At 67.0% G+C, this 14,764-nt stretch carries 9 protein-coding genes; 6 read left to right on the forward strand and 3 right to left on the reverse strand.

The window, feature by feature from the left end:
• Positions 1 to 42 precede the first annotated feature (42 nt).
• Positions 43 to 336 (reverse strand): LysM peptidoglycan-binding domain-containing protein, encoded by a 294-nt coding sequence (locus ACZK0Z_RS20440; protein WP_005411287.1) that lies wholly within the window; start codon positions 334 to 336, stop codon positions 43 to 45.
• A gap of 174 nt (positions 337 to 510) precedes the next feature.
• Positions 511 to 1,329: an NADPH-dependent 7-cyano-7-deazaguanine reductase QueF gene (gene queF, locus ACZK0Z_RS20445; RefSeq protein WP_049429005.1), complete on the reverse strand. Its 819-nt coding sequence runs from the start codon at positions 1,327 to 1,329 to the stop codon at positions 511 to 513.
• 483 nt (positions 1,330 to 1,812) lie between these two features.
• Between queF and ACZK0Z_RS20450 the strand changes: the two genes are divergently transcribed.
• The gene (locus ACZK0Z_RS20450; RefSeq protein ID WP_019338990.1) at positions 1,813 to 2,106 is read left to right on the forward strand and encodes a transposase; all 294 of its coding nucleotides are present in this window, start codon (positions 1,813 to 1,815) and stop codon (positions 2,104 to 2,106) included.
• Positions 2,103 to 2,936, forward strand: coding sequence for an IS3 family transposase (locus tag ACZK0Z_RS20455; protein WP_404830271.1), 834 nt, complete (start codon positions 2,103 to 2,105; stop codon positions 2,934 to 2,936). Before ACZK0Z_RS20450 ends, ACZK0Z_RS20455 begins: the two co-directional genes overlap by 4 nt.
• Positions 2,937 to 3,087: 151 nt before the next feature.
• Here ACZK0Z_RS20455 and ACZK0Z_RS20460 read toward each other — a convergent pair whose 3' ends face one another.
• Positions 3,088 to 4,407, reverse strand: coding sequence for a M20 family metallopeptidase (locus ACZK0Z_RS20460; protein ID WP_197633756.1), 1,320 nt, complete (start codon positions 4,405 to 4,407; stop codon positions 3,088 to 3,090).
• 187 nt (positions 4,408 to 4,594) lie between these two features.
• Between ACZK0Z_RS20460 and ACZK0Z_RS20465 the strand changes: the two genes are divergently transcribed.
• From ACZK0Z_RS20465 to yccS, 4 genes are all read left to right on the forward strand, one after another.
• Positions 4,595 to 5,839 (forward strand): efflux RND transporter periplasmic adaptor subunit, encoded by a 1,245-nt coding sequence (locus tag ACZK0Z_RS20465; RefSeq protein WP_049427327.1) that lies wholly within the window; start codon positions 4,595 to 4,597, stop codon positions 5,837 to 5,839.
• 74 nt (positions 5,840 to 5,913) lie between these two features.
• Positions 5,914 to 9,147 carry an efflux RND transporter permease subunit gene (locus ACZK0Z_RS20470; protein WP_197633757.1) on the forward strand — a complete coding sequence of 1,078 codons (3,234 nt, stop codon included), beginning with the start codon at positions 5,914 to 5,916 and terminating at the stop codon, positions 9,145 to 9,147.
• A gap of 31 nt (positions 9,148 to 9,178) precedes the next feature.
• Positions 9,179 to 12,301 carry an efflux RND transporter permease subunit gene (locus ACZK0Z_RS20475; RefSeq protein WP_197633758.1) on the forward strand — a complete coding sequence of 1,041 codons (3,123 nt, stop codon included), beginning with the start codon at positions 9,179 to 9,181 and terminating at the stop codon, positions 12,299 to 12,301.
• 152 nt (positions 12,302 to 12,453) lie between these two features.
• Entirely contained in the window at positions 12,454 to 14,631 is a 2,178-nt protein-coding gene (yccS, locus tag ACZK0Z_RS20480; protein WP_049427333.1) for a YccS family putative transporter, read from the forward strand.
• Positions 14,632 to 14,764 lie beyond the last annotated feature (133 nt).

Genomic DNA, 14,764 nt, shown 5'->3' on the forward strand with positions numbered 1-14,764 from the left:
GGGTTCCTCCCAGGGATTGTCGGACGGCGTTCGAACGCCGGCTTACTTCGGCGGCAGCTTCAGGGTCTGGCCCGGGAAAATCTTGTCCGGGTCGTCAAGCACATCTCGGTTGGCTTCGAAGATCTTCTTCCAGGCGTTGGCGTCGCCCAGATGCTGCTTGGCGATCTTCGACAGCGAGTCGCCCTTCTGCACGGTGTAGGTGCCGCCGCTGACGATCTCGGCGGTGCTGTCCACCGAAGCGCTGACGCCGGAGAAGTCCGCCTTCGGCACCTGCTCGGCGGTACTGTCGACGCTGGCGCTGACGCCGGAGAAATCGGCTTTCTTCTCGGTACTCATCCACAACTCCCGTCTGCATGACTACGTGGCTCGCACGTTGCCATGGCGGTTGTTAAACGGGGATGGTGCAGATGTGAAGCCGCCCCGGGGGGCGGCTGAACAATCGAGGCGGAAGGTGGCCGCTGCGCTCGCCGGGCGTGGCCCGGCGCTACCCGTAACCGCCTGCGGCGGCGGTTACTGGCGCAGTTCGCGGTAGGTCGCTGCCGGGGCGACGATGCCGGGGCTGGCGCGCCACGGGTTGATGTCCAGGCCGCCACGGCGGGTGTAGCGGGCTTCCACTTCCAGCCATTGCGGCTGGCAGCGCGCGGACACCTCGCTGAAGATCCGCTCAACGCACTGCTCGTGGAACTCGGCGTGTTCGCGGTAGCTGACCAGATAGCGCAGCAGGCCGGCACGGTCGATCCTCGGCCCGCGGTAACGCAGGCTGACCGTGGCCCAGTCCGGCTGGCCGGTGACCGGGCAGTTGGACTTCAGAAGCGCCGAGACCAGGGTCTCTTCCACCACTTCACCGGCATCGGCCGAGAGGAAGTCGGCCTGCGGCGGGCCGTAGCAGTCGATCTCCAGTTCCAGCCCGTCGATGGATTCACCGAGTGGCGTCTCGCGCAGGCCCGGCAGGCCGAACTCGACCTGGACCGGCGCACCGGCGCAATCCGACAGATCCGCCACGATGCGCGCACGCAGTGCCTCGGCGCTGTCGATGCGGGTGCTGTTGAGGGAATTGAGGTACAGCTTGAACGACTTCGATTCGATCAGCCGTGGCGAGGTGCACGGCACCTGCACGGTGGCCACGGCCACCTGCGGCTTGCCGCGCGGGTCGAGCCAGCTCAGCTCGAAGGCATGCCAGCGGTCGTGGCCGACGAACGGCAGCGCGGCGTCATCGAGACCGATCTCGGCGCGGGCGCCGCTGCGGGGGATGGGAAACAGCAGGCCGGGATCGTACTGCGACGGGTAACTGACCTCGCGACCGAGGCTGGAATCCTGTGGGGTGTTCATGGCGGGCATTGTATCGCGCGGAGGGCGGGCCTTCGGCCGGGCCGGCCAACGGCGGAGCCCCTCCGTGGTGGTTGTGTTGCCGGATGCCGGGGTTGGTCGGGAGGGTGGCTTGGCTGGGGGACGCCGTGAATCCGTCCATGGAGGCTCGGTCGCCGCATCCATGCGGCTCACGCCCCCAGCCAACCCACCCTCCCGGCCACGGACAATTTCCCGCGCCACCACGGGAAAGATCAGAAAATCAAAATCAAAATCAAAAGCCGATCCTTCAGACGTTCATGACGTCCGCCGTGTCGACCAAGGTCGACACCCACCAAAGCAGGATGTCGTTCCGGCAGCCCGCGGGAAACTGTCGAAGGCGGGGTGGGTCCGGTTGAGGGGGTGTCCGCGGCATGGATGCCGCGGCCAAGCCCCCAAGGACGGGTTGTGGTGGTCTAATCAACTTGGACACTCGATAGGATCAATTTCGAGCATCGAGGTAGACCCATGGCAAAACAGATCACTCAGGGCATGAGGGATGAGGCGGTTCGCCTTGTCGTTGTGGAGGGGCAGACAGTCAGGGACGTCTGCCAGCTGATGGATGTCGGCCCGACGGCGCTGAGGCGCTGGATCGAGCAATGGCGGCGAAAGCATGACCCTCAGGCCGAGGCACCGCCGGTGGATGCCCAGGTCAGAATCGCCGAGCTGGAGGCCCAGAATCGCAGGCTCAAGGAGGAGCGCGACCTGCTAAAAAAATCCATCGCCTTCTTCATTCGGGACAGCGATCACCGGAACAGGTGATCCAGGAATTGGGGAAGGTCGCTCCGATCCGGTTGGTGTGTCAGTTGATGGACTATCCCCGTAGCAGCTACTACGCCTGGCTGCACCGGGAGCCCCGGATTGACCGGGCGCTGCTGGCCCAGGTTGATCTGGTTCGTCGCATTCATCAGTCCCATCGGGGGAGCTGTGGCTCTCGCAAGATGGCCAGGGAGCTGACCAACTGCGGCCTACCCATGGGGCGCTACCGCGCCCGGACGCTGATGCGCCGAGCCGGTGTCAGGGCGCGACAGCACCGGCGGCACAAGTACCACAGCCTTGGGCCGCAGGCACTGACGGCGCCCAACGTGTTGGAACGCCAATTCAACCCGGCGGCCCCCAACCAGGTCTGGGCAGGGGATATCACCTACATCCCGACCCAGCAAGGCTGGCTCTATCTGGCCATCGTGGTGGATCTGTTTGCCCGCCGGATCGTGGGCTGGGCTCACTCTCACGAAGGGGATGCCTGGCTGGCCGTCAGAGCCCTGCGCGGGGCGCTGAAACAGCGTCGTCCCAACGGGCGACTACTTTTCCACTCGGATCAAGGTCGGCAGTACACCAGCCATGCCATGGCCGAAATCCTGCGTGACAACGGCATCACCCAGAGCATGAGCCGGAAGGGCAACTGCTGGGACAACGCGGTGGTGGAACGGGTTTTCGCCACCCTCAAAGGGGAATGGCTTTACTCCAAATACCCCACTCGACAGGAGGCGGCAGCAGACATCGAGCAGTTCGTGGACTGGTACAACCACCGTCGGCTACACAGTGCCAACGGCCTTGTGCCACCTGCGCTTTGTGAAGAGCAGGTGGCCTGAACTCCCTTTGGGAGTGTCCAAAAATACTGGACCACCACAGGTTTACGGCGTCCCCCTCAACCGGACCCACCCCGCCATCCCACGGAATGCCCGCTTTTGACGTTGACGTTGATTTAGGCGGGTGCAGGGCTGCAAGCCCTGCCGGCCCCCCTCACCCCGCAGGAGTGCCGGCACCGTGCAGGTAATCCAGGCTCACCTGCAGCAACGCCCGCAGTCCCACATCCAGTGCCTTCTCATCCAGCAGGAACTTCGGCGAATGGTTCGCCGGCGCCGTCGCCGGGTCGATGCCCACGCTGGTCGAACCCACGAAGAAGAACATGCCCGGCACTTCCTTCGCGTACAGCGAGAAATCCTCCGCGCCCATCTGCAGCGGCGGCTCGTACACATTGTCCTTGCCCACCACCGCCTGCAGGCTCGGCAGCATCTTCGCGGTCAGCGCCGGGTCGTTCACCGTGGCCGGGTTGCCTTCCGACTCGTAGATGTCGGTTACCGCCTTGGCACCGTGCGCGGCGGCCGTGTGCTCGGCCACGTTGCGCAGGTCAGCGAAGATCTGCTGGCGCATACCCTCGTCGAAGGTACGAATGGTGCCGACCATTTCCACTTCATCGGGAATGATGTTGTAGCGGATGCCACCGTTGATCGCGCCGAAGGTCAGCACCGCCGGCTGCTTGGACAGGTTGGCGCGGCGGCTGACGATGGTCTGCGCGGTGCCGACCAGATCGGCGGTGGTCACGATCGGGTCAACGCCGTTCCACGGCGCCGACCCGTGCGTCTGGCGACCGATCACCTTGATCCCGAAGCGGTCCGAGGCGGCCATCAGCGGGCCACCGCGCACCGCGATCTGCCCGGCCTGGACACTGGAGAACACGTGCAGCCCGAACACCGCCTCCGGCTTGAAGTCGGCGAACAGGCCTTCCTTCAGCATCAGTGCGGCACCGCCCTCTTCCGGCGGCGGCGCGCCTTCCTCGGCCGGCTGGAAGATGAGCATCACCTGGCCCGGCAGGTCCTTCTTCATCGACACAAGCGCTTCGGCCACGCCCAGCAAGGTGGCGGTGTGTGCGTCATGGCCGCAGGCATGCATCACGCCTACGGTCTGGCCGCGGTACTGGTCGGTGGCCTTGGAGGCGAACGGCAAGCCCGTCTGCTCGGTCACCGGCAGCGCGTCCATGTCCGCACGCAGGGCGATCTTCGGGCCGGGCCTGCCGCCCTCGATGATCGCCACCACGCCGTGGTGGGCAATGCCGGTCTTCGGCTTCAGGCCCATCGCACGCAGGCGCTTGGCGACCTCGGCCGAGGTGCGCGCCTCGCGGTTGGACAACTCCGGATGCTGATGGAAGTCCCGGCGCCATTCGACCACCTTGGCCTGCAGCCGCTGCGCAGCGGCAGTCACTTCCGGGCGCTGCCCGTCCTGGGCGTGAGCAAGGGCCGGCAGGGCCAGCAGCAGGGCGGACAGCAGCAGCGAACGGCGCATCGCAATCTCCACAGCAAGAAGGTTCCAGCTGAATGTAGGGCAACACCGGCGCCACGGGAACCTCCCGCGGGGGATCCGGTCTTAGCGCCCGTCCCATCCGTCATGCAGGAAACGTGATGTGGCACAGGTATGCTTTGCGCATTGCCGCCGGCGTCCCGCCCGGTCCAGCCCTCTCGGAGTCCTCGTAATGTCACGTGTTTGGAAGATCGTGCTGCTGGTCGTGGCGGTTCTGGTGCTGGCCGTGGTTGGCCTGCGCGTCATCGGTGGGGGCAAGGACAAGGCTGGAAAGCCAGCGGCGGGCGCGCGCCAGGGTGGCGAAGACCCGGATGCCGGCCCGGTGCCGGTCACCGTGGTCGAGGCCACGCGCCAGGACGTACCGGTGTATGCCAGCGCGCTGGGCACGGTTACGGCAATGAACACCGTCACCGTCAGCCCGCAGGTCGGTGGCCAGTTGATGAGCCTGAACTTCCGCGAAGGCCAGGAAGTGAAGAAGGGCGACGTGCTGGCAGTGATCGATCCACGCACCGCCCAGGCCAGCTACGACCAGGCGGCGGCGGCCAAGCGCCAGAACGAGGCGCTGCTGGCCACCGCGCGCTCCAACTACCAGCGCTCGAATGCGCCGGAGTATCGCCAGTTCGTCGCCAAGACCGATCTGGATACACAACGAAACCAAGTGGCACAGTACGAGAGCGCAGTCGCGGCGAACGAGGCCAGCATGCGCTCGGCGCAGGTGCAGCTGCAGTACACCAAGGTCACCGCACCGATCACCGGCATCGCCGGCATCCGCGCAGTCGACGCCGGCAACGTGGTCAATGCCGGTACCGCCCTGGTCACGCTGACCCAGGTCCACCCGATCCATGTGCTGTTCAACCTGCCCGAACGCCAGCTCGGCGACGTGCGCCAGGCGCAGGCCGCCGGTGCGGTGCCGGTGGCAGCGCTGGACCGGGCCGATTCGCACGTGCTGTCCGGTGACGGCAAGCTGGACGTGGTCGACAACCTGATCAGTGCCGACAGCGGCACGTTCAAGGCGCGCGCGCTGTTCGACAACACCGACAACGGCCTGTGGCCGGGCCAGTTCGTCAACGTGCGCATGCAGCTGCGCACCATCGGCGGTGGCGTGGTCATTCCGACCCAGGCCGTGCTGCGTGGGCCGGACGGCGAGTACGTCTACGTCGTGCAGGGCGACAACACGGTGAAGATGCAGACCGTGCGCAGTGGCGTGGAAGTGGGCGACAGCCAGGTGCAGATTGCCGAAGGCCTGAAGGGCGGCGAGCGGGTGGTCAGCGAAGGCCAGTTCCGCCTGAAGCCGGGCAGCAAGGTCACCGCGCTGAAGCCGGGCGAAACCCCGGCCGCACCGACCGAGGCCGAGCTGAAAGCGGCCGAGCAGAAGAACGGTGGCGGCGGTGGCCGTCGCGGTGGTGGTCCGCGCTGAGCGCAGGCCACGGTTCTCCCTCGCGCCGGCGGACCTGCCGGCGCCGACATTGAAGTGCCAGCAAGGATCAGTCCGTGGGCTTTTCGACGATCTTCATCCGCCGCCCGATCGCTACCTCGCTGTTGATGGCGGGCCTGTTGCTGCTGGGCATCCTCGGTTACCGCAAGCTGCCGGTGTCGGCGCTGCCGGAAATCGATGCGCCCAGCCTGGTGGTCACCACCCAGTACCCCGGCGCCAACGCCACCACCATGGCCTCGCTGGTCACCACGCCACTGGAGCGCCAGTTCGGACAGATCTCCGGGCTGGAACTGATGACGTCGGACTCGTCGGCCGGGTTGTCGACGATCATCCTGCAGTTCTCGATGGACCGCGACATCGACATCGCCGCGCAGGACGTGCAGGCGGCGATCCGCCAGGCCACCCTGCCCTCGTCGCTGCCCTACCAGCCGGTCTACAACCGGGTGAATCCGGCCGACGCGGCCATCGTCACCCTGAAGCTGACCTCCGACACGCGCCCGCTGCGTGACGTCAACAATTACGCCGACTCGATCCTGGCCCAGCGCCTGTCGCAGGTGCAGGGCGTGGGCCTGGTCTCGATTGCCGGCAACGTACGCCCGGCCGTGCGCATCCAGGTCAATCCGGCGCAGCTGTCGAACATGGGCCTGACCCTGGAGCAGCTGCGCAGCGCGCTCACCCAGGCCAACGTCAATGCGCCGAAGGGCTCGTTGAACGGCAAGACCCAGTCCTACAGCATCGGCACCAACGACCAGCTGGCCAGCGCTGCCGAGTACCGCGACACCATCATCAGCTACAAGAACGGCCGCCCGGTGCGGTTGTCCGACGTGGCCGAGGTGGTCGATGGCGTGGAGAACGACCAGCTGGCGGCCTGGGCCGATGGCAAGCCGGCGGTGCTGCTGGAAGTGCGTCGCCAGCCGGGCGCCAACATCGTGCAGACCGTCGAGCGCATCCGCGCGATCCTGCCGCAGCTGCAGGGCGTGCTGCCGGCCGACGTGCACCTGGAGATCTTCAACGACCGCACCGAGACCATCCGCGCCTCGGTGCATGAAGTGCAGTTCACCCTGATCCTTACCATCGGCCTGGTGGTGGCGGTGATCTTCGTGTTCCTGCGCCGGCTGTGGGCCACGATCATTCCCTCGGTGGCGGTGCCGCTGTCGCTGGCCGGCACCTTCGCGGTGATGGCTTTTGCCGGCATGTCGCTGGACAACCTCTCGCTGATGGCGCTGGTGGTGGCCACAGGCTTCGTGGTCGACGATGCGATCGTGATGATCGAGAACATCGTGCGTTACATCGAGCAGGGCAAGAGTGGCAAGGAAGCGGCCGAGATCGGCGCACGCCAGATCGGCTTCACCGTGCTGTCGCTGACCGTCTCGCTGGTCGCCGTGTTCCTGCCGCTGCTGCTGATGCCCGGCGTCACCGGCCGCCTGTTCCACGAATTCGCCTGGGTGCTGAGCATCGCGGTGGTGCTGTCGATGCTGATCTCGCTGACGCTCACCCCGATGATGTGCGCCTACCTGCTCAAGCCCGACGCCCTGCCCGAGGGCGAGGACGCGCACGAACGCGCAGCGGCGGCCGGCAAGCAGAACCTGTGGACGCGCACGGTCGGCCTGTACGAGCACAGCCTGGACTGGGTGCTGGGCCACCAGCGCCTGACCCTGGCCGTGGCGGGCGGTGCGCTGGTACTGACCGTGCTGCTGTACGTGCTGATTCCCAAGGGGCTGCTGCCCGAACAGGACACCGGCCTGATCACCGGCGTGGTGCAGGCCGACCAGAACATCGCCTTCCCGCAGATGGAACAGCGCACCAAGCAGGTGGCCGAAGCGCTGCGCCAGGACCCGGACGTGACCGGCGTATCGGCCTTCATCGGCGCGGGCAGCATGAACCCCACGCTCAACCAGGGCCAGCTGTCGATCGTGCTGAAGGAGCGCAGCCAGCGCGATGGCCTGGAGGAGATCCTGCCGCGCCTGCAGAAGGCAGTGGCCGGCATTCCGGGCGTGGCCCTGTACCTCAAGCCGGTGCAGGACGTGACCCTGGATACCCGCGTGGCCGCCACCGAGTACCAGTACTCGCTGTCGGACGTGGACAGCGCCGAAGTGGCCAAGCAGGCCACGCGCCTGACCGAGGCGCTGCGCAAGCGCCCGGAGCTTGCCGACGTCGACAACAACCTGTCCAACCAGGGCCGTGCGCTTGAGCTGAACATCGACCGCGACAAGGCAAGCGTGCTGGGCGTGCCGATGCAGACCATCGATGACACGCTCTACGATGCGTTTGGACAGCGCCAGATCTCGACCATCTTCACCGAGCTCAACCAGTACCGCGTGGTGCTGGAAGTGGCACCGGAGTTCCGCACCAGCACGGCGCTGATGGAACAGCTGGCGGTCGCCTCCAACGGTGCCGGCGCACTGACCGGCACCAACGCCACCAGCTTCGGCCAGGTCACCTCGTCGAACTCGTCGACCGCCACCGGCATCGGCGCGCAGAACACCGGCATCACGGTAGGCGCCGGCAACATCATCCCGCTGTCGGCACTGGCCGAAGGCAAGGTCAGCAGTGCGCCGCTGGTGGTCAGCCACCAGCAGCAGCTGCCGGCGGTGACGGTCTCGTTCAACGTGGCGCCGGGGTATTCGCTGTCCGAAGCGGTGCGTGCAATCCAGGAGACCAAGGACAGCCTGGACATGCCGACCCACCTGCATGCCGAGTTCATCGGCAAGGCCGCCGAATTCACCGGCAGCCAGACCGATGTGGTGTGGCTGCTGCTGGCCTCGCTGGTGGTGATCTACATCGTGCTGGGCGTGCTCTACGAGAGCTACATCCACCCGATCACGATCATCTCCACGCTGCCACCGGCCGGTGTCGGCGCGCTGCTGGCGCTGATGCTGTGCGGGCTGAGCCTGTCGGTGGACGGCATCGTGGGCATCGTGCTGCTGATCGGCATCGTCAAGAAGAACGGCATCATGATGGTGGACTTCGCCATCGAGGCGCGACGCGCCGGAGCCAACGCGCACGAGGCGATCCGCCGTGCCTGCCTGCTGCGCTTCCGCCCGATCATGATGACCACCGCTGCGGCCATGCTCGGTGCGCTGCCGCTGGCGCTGGGCACCGGCATCGGCTCGGAACTGCGCCGCCCGCTCGGCATCGCCATCGTCGGCGGCCTGCTGCTGTCCCAGCTGGTCACGCTGTACACCACGCCGGTGATCTACCTGTACATGGAGCGCTTCTCCGAATGGCTTGCCCGCCGCCGCGAACAGCGCGCGCTGCGCAACGGTTCGCTGCAGGAGCCGCAGGCATGATCCTCGCCCCGCTGCTGCGGGGGACCGCACGATGAACCTGTCCGGCCCCTTCATCCGCCGCCCGATCGGCACCGCGCTGCTGGCCATCGGCCTGTTCATGGTCGGCCTGATCTGCTACCTGCGCCTGGGCGTGTCGGCGCTGCCGAACATCGAGATCCCGGTGATCTTCGTGCACGCCAGCCAGTCCGGCGCCGATGCGGCGACCATGGCCTCCACGGTCACCGCGCCGCTGGAACGCCACCTTGGCCAGCTGCCGGGCATCGACCGCATGCGCTCGTCGAGCTCGGAAGGCAGCTCGCTGGTGTTCATGATCTTCCAGAGCGGCCACAACATCGATTCGGCCGCGCTGGACGTACAGACCGCGATCAACTCGGCACAGGCCGACCTGCCCTCGGGCATGGGCTCGCCGATGTACCAGAAGGCGAACCCGAACGACGACCCGGTGATTGCGATCGCGCTGACCTCGCAGACGCAGTCGGCCGACGAGCTGTACAACGTGGCCGATTCGCTGCTGGCGCAGCGCATCCGCCAGATCAGCGGCGTTGCTTCGGTCGACATCGCCGGTGCCTCGACGCCAGCGGTACGCGTGGACGTCAACCTGCGCCTGATGAACGCGCTGGGCCTGACCGCCGATGACCTGCGCAACGCCGTGCGCGCGGCCAACGTGACCTCGCCCACCGGCTTCCTCAGCGATGGCAACACCACCACCGCGATCATTGCCAACGACTCGGTGGCGCGCGCCGCCGACTTCGCCGACCTGGTGGTCAAGACGCAGGGCGATGGCCGGGTGATCCGTCTCAAGGACGTCGCCAATGTCTACGACGGCCAGCAGGACGCCTACCAGGCCGCGTGGTTCGACCACAAACCGGCGGTGGTGATGTACGTGTTCACCCGTGCCGGCGCCAACATCGTGGAGACCGTGGACCGGGTCAAGGCACAGATCCCGACCCTGCGCGACTACCTGCAGCCGGGCACCACGATGACGCCGTACTTCGACCGTACGCCGACCATCCGTTCGTCGCTGCATGAAGTGCAGATCACCCTGCTGATCAGCCTGGCGATGGTGGTGCTGACCATGGCGCTGTTCCTGCGCCGGCTGGCACCGACGCTGATCGCCGCGGTGACCGTGCCGCTGTCGCTGGCCGGTGCCGCGCTGGTGATGTACGTGATGGGCTTCACCCTGAACAACCTGAGCCTGCTGGCGCTGGTGATCGCGATCGGCTTCGTTGTCGACGACGCAATCGTGGTGATCGAGAACATCATGCGCCACCTCGACGAGGGCATGCCGCGCATGCAGGCGGCGCTGACCGGTGCACGCGAGATCGGCTTCACCATCGTCTCGATCACCGCCTCTCTGGTGGCGGTATTCATCCCGCTGCTGTTCGCCAGCGGCATGATGGGCGCGTTCTTCCGCGAGTTCACCGTCACTCTGGTGGCGGCGATCGTGGTTTCGATGATCGTCTCGCTTACGCTCACCCCGGCGCTGTGCAGCCGCTTCCTCAGCGCCCACGATCACGCTGCGCCGCCGTCGCGCTTCGGCCGCTGGCTCGATGCCGGCCACGAACGCATGCTGCGCGTCTACACCGTGTTCCTCGACTTCTCGCTGCGCCACGCGCTGCTGCTGTCGCTGACCCCGCTGATCCTGATCGGCGTCACCGTCTTCCTGTTCGGCGCGGTGAAGAAGGGCGCGTTCCCGCCGCAGGACACCGGCCTGATCTGGGGCCGTGCCAACTCCAGTGCCACCGTGTCCTTCGAGGACATGGTGGCCCGCCAGCGCCGCATCACCGACATGCTGATGGCCGACCCCGCGGTGAAGACCGTGGGCGTGCGCCTGGGCAGTGGCCGCCAGGGCTCCAGCGCACAGTTCAACATCGAGCTGAAGTCGCGCAGCGACGGCCGCCGCGAAACCACCGCGCATGCGCTGGCACGGTTGAGCGCCAAGGCCGACCGTTACCCCGACCTGCAGCTGCGCCTGCGCGCGATCCAGGATCTTCCCAGCAACGATGGCGGCGGTTCCAGCCAGGGCGCGCAGTACCGCATCTCGCTGCAGGGCAACGACCTGGCATCGCTTCAGGAATGGCTGCCAAAGCTGCAGGCGGAATTGAAGAAGAACCCGAAGCTGCGCGACGTCGGCACCGACGTGGACAACGCCGGCCTGCGCCAGAACATCGAGATCGACCGCGCCAAGGCCGCGCGCCTGGGCATCACCGTCGGCGCCATCGATGGCGCGCTGTACGGTGCGTTCGGCCAGCGCCAGATCTCCACCATCTACTCCGACATCAACCAGTACAGCGTGGTGGTCAACGCCCTGCCCTCGCAGACGGCCACACCGGCGGCGCTGGACGAGGTGTACGTGCGTGCGCGCAACGGCGACATGGTGCCGATCACCGCGGTGGCGACCCAGGTACCGGGGCTGGCGCCGTCGCAGATCACCCATGAAAACCAGTACACGACGATGGACCTGAGCTACAACCTGGCGCCGGACGTGAGCATGGGGGAGGCCAAGGCGATCATCGATGCCACGGTGGCCGGCATGCGCATGCCCGGCGACATCCGCCTGGCCGATGACGCCGGTTTCGGCTTCAACTCCGACCCCAGCGACATGCTGATCCTGGTGTTTGCCGCGATCCTGACCGTGTACCTGGTGCTGGGCATGCTCTACGAGAGCCTGATCCACCCGGTCACCATCCTGTCCACGCTGCCGGCGGCGGGCGTGGGTGCGCTGCTGGCGTTGTTCGGCACCAACACCGAGTTGTCGGTGATCTCGATGATCGCGCTGGTGCTGCTGATCGGCATCGTCAAGAAGAACGCGATCATGATGATCGACTTCGCGCTGGTGGCGCAGCGCGAGCATGGGCTGGCGCCGCGCGATGCCGCGCGCGAGGCCAGCATCGTGCGCTTCCGCCCGATCATGATGACCACGATGGTGGCGATCCTGGCGGCGGTGCCGCTGGCGATCGGCCTGGGCGAAGGGTCCGAGCTGCGGCGTCCGCTGGGCATCGCGATGATCGGCGGCCTGCTGTTCTCGCAGAGCCTGACCCTGCTCAGCACGCCGGCGCTGTACGTGATCTTCTCCTGCCTGGCCGAACGCTGGCGGGCACGTCGTGCACGCAAGCGCGAAGCGAAGCTGCTCAAGCGCGCGCAGCGGGCGTAGAAGGGCCCATCCTCGCATGGCGCGGATCGACTGAAACGGTAGCGCCGGGCCATGCCCGGCGGATGCGGATGGTGGGTGCGGACCGACGGTCCGCACTCCATATTTCACGCGCACCCCGCAATAATGGAGCTCGATCCTTCCACCGAGCCTGCATGTCCGCCCGCCAATCCCGCCTCAGCCGCTTGTGGGCCCACGAGAAGGCCAGTTATGGCCTGCGGGTGTTCATCGCCCTGACGGCGGCGCTTGCCGTGTGCTGGCATCTGGACGCGCTCACGGCGCTGCCGGGCGTGTTCCTCGGCATCATCGCCAGTGCCATCGCCGAAACCGACGACAACTGGTGGGGCCGGACAAAGGCGGTACTGCTGTCGCTGCTGTGTTTCTGTATCGCTGCAGCCTCGGTGATCTGGCTGTTCCCGTGGCCGTGGATCTTCATCGGCGCGCTGGCACTGTCCACCTTCTGCCTGACCCTGCTCGGCGCACTCGGCGAGCGCTACGCATCCATCGCCCAAGCCACGGTAACGCTGGCGATCTACACCATGATCGGCCTGGAGCAGCATGGCGCTACCGATCTGCACAGCGCGCTGGACGCCGTCAGCCACCTGCTGGCGGGTGCCGTCTGGTACGGACTGCTGTCGATCCTGTGGACCACGCTGTTCGCCAACCGCCCGGTGCGCGAGCGCGTGGCGCGGCTCTACATCGAACTGGGCCGCTACCTGCAGCTGAAGGCCGCCCTGTTCGAGCCGGTGCGCGAGGCCGACCTGCAACGCCGCCAGCTCGATCTGGCCGAGCAGAACCGGCGCGTGGTCGGCGCGTTGAACGAGGCCAAGACGGCGATCCTGGCCCGCTTCGGCCGCTCCGGCCGGCCCGGGGTGAACTCCGGCCTGTACCTGCGCCTGTACTACATGGCGCAGGATTTCCACGAGCGCGCCAGCTCCTCGCACTACCCGTATGGCGCGCTGGTCGACGCCTTCTTCCACAGCGACGTGCTGTACCGCTGCCAGCGCCTGCTCGACCTGCAGGGCCAGGCCTGCGCGCGGCTGGGCGAGGCGATCCGCCTGCGCCGTCCGTTCGTGTATGGCGAAAGCAACCAGCAGGCCGGGCGCGATCTGGCCGATGCGCTGGCCTACCTGCGCGACCAGCAGCGCCCGCAGTGGCAGCGCCTGCTGGGCTCGCTGGACCTGCTGGTGCACAACCTGCGCAGCATCGAGCGCCGCCTGCTGGACGCCGAACGCTCCGAGGCCAGCCTCGACAATGTCGATACGCGCCTGCGCGACAGCAATCCGCACACCCTGCGCGAGATGGGCGTGCGCCTGCGCCAGCAGCTCACGCCCGGCTCGGTGCTGTTCCGCCATGGCTTGCGCATGGCGCTGGCACTGATCGCCGGTTTCGCGGCCATCCGGCTGTTCAACGCACAGAACGGTTCTTGGGTACTGCTGACCATCGTATTCGTGTGCCGACCCAACTTCGGTGCCACCCGCCAGCGCCTGGCGCAGCGCATCGTCGGCACCGTGGCCGGCCTCGTGCTCACCTGGGCATTGCTGCAGCTGTTCCCGCAGCTGCACGTACAGCTGCTGATCGCGCTGCTGTCGGCGCTGCTGTTCTTCTTCACCCGTACCGATCGCTACCTGGTGGCATCGGCGGCGATCACCGTGATGGCCCTGACCTGCTTCAACCTGATCGGCGATGGCTTCGTGCTGATCGTGCCGCGCATGGTCGATACGCTGCTGGGCTGCGCGATCGCCGCCGCCGCCGCGTTCCTGATCCTGCCCGACTGGCAGGGCCGCCAGCTGCATCGGGTGCTGGCGCGGGTGCTGGATACCGCCGCGCGCTACCTCGATTCGGTGCTGGGCCAGTACCGCAGCGGCATGCGCGATGACCTGGCCTATCGCATCGCCCGCCGCGACATGCACAACGCCGATGCCGCGCTGTCCACCGCGCTGTCGAACATGCTGCGTGAGCCCGGCCACGTGCGCCGCAACCTGGATGCCGGCTTCCACTTCCTGGCCCTGTCCAACACCCTGCTGGGCCACCTCTCGGCGCTTGGCGCGCACCGCGACCAGGTGGACAGCTACGCCAGTGATCCGCTGGCATTGGCGGCCGGTGATCGCGTGCGCAAGGCGCTGCAGCAGCTGGCCACCGCCCTGGCCGCACGCCAGCCAGTCGCCGAAGATGACAACGATGCCGATCGCGCGGTGGCCGCCGAGCTGGAACAGATCGATGAGGCGATGCCGCCGAAGCTGCAGCTGATACGCACGCAGATGGCGCTGGTGCTGCGGTTGCTGCCGAAAGTGCGGGCGGCGGCGAATGAGGCAGTGCGTACGCTCACCTGACAACGTGCCGCCGGGTATGCCCGGCGCTACCGGTGCTGCTTCCACGCGTGGCGTGGATCTACTGTGCCGTGCGCAACAGCGCGTTGCGCCTGGCGCTGCATCCCGATCACGTTCCCGCGCGGATACTGGGTGC

The sequence above is a fragment of the Stenotrophomonas sp. 116085_Sma genome (assembly GCF_056479585.1).

Coding starts and splice junctions, on each gene's coding strand:
- ACZK0Z_RS20440 (WP_005411287.1), bottom strand. CDS start 336: ATGAGTACCGAGAAGAAAGCCGATTTCTCCGGCGTCAGCGCCAGCGTC.
- queF (WP_049429005.1), bottom strand. CDS start 1,329: ATGAACACCCCACAGGATTCCAGCCTCGGTCGCGAGGTCAGTTACCCG.
- ACZK0Z_RS20450 (WP_019338990.1), top strand. CDS start 1,813: ATGGCAAAACAGATCACTCAGGGCATGAGGGATGAGGCGGTTCGCCTT.
- ACZK0Z_RS20460 (WP_197633756.1), bottom strand. CDS start 4,407: ATGCGCCGTTCGCTGCTGCTGTCCGCCCTGCTGCTGGCCCTGCCGGCC.
- ACZK0Z_RS20465 (WP_049427327.1), top strand. CDS start 4,595: ATGTCACGTGTTTGGAAGATCGTGCTGCTGGTCGTGGCGGTTCTGGTG.
- ACZK0Z_RS20475 (WP_197633758.1), top strand. CDS start 9,179: ATGAACCTGTCCGGCCCCTTCATCCGCCGCCCGATCGGCACCGCGCTG.
- yccS (WP_049427333.1), top strand. CDS start 12,454: ATGTCCGCCCGCCAATCCCGCCTCAGCCGCTTGTGGGCCCACGAGAAG.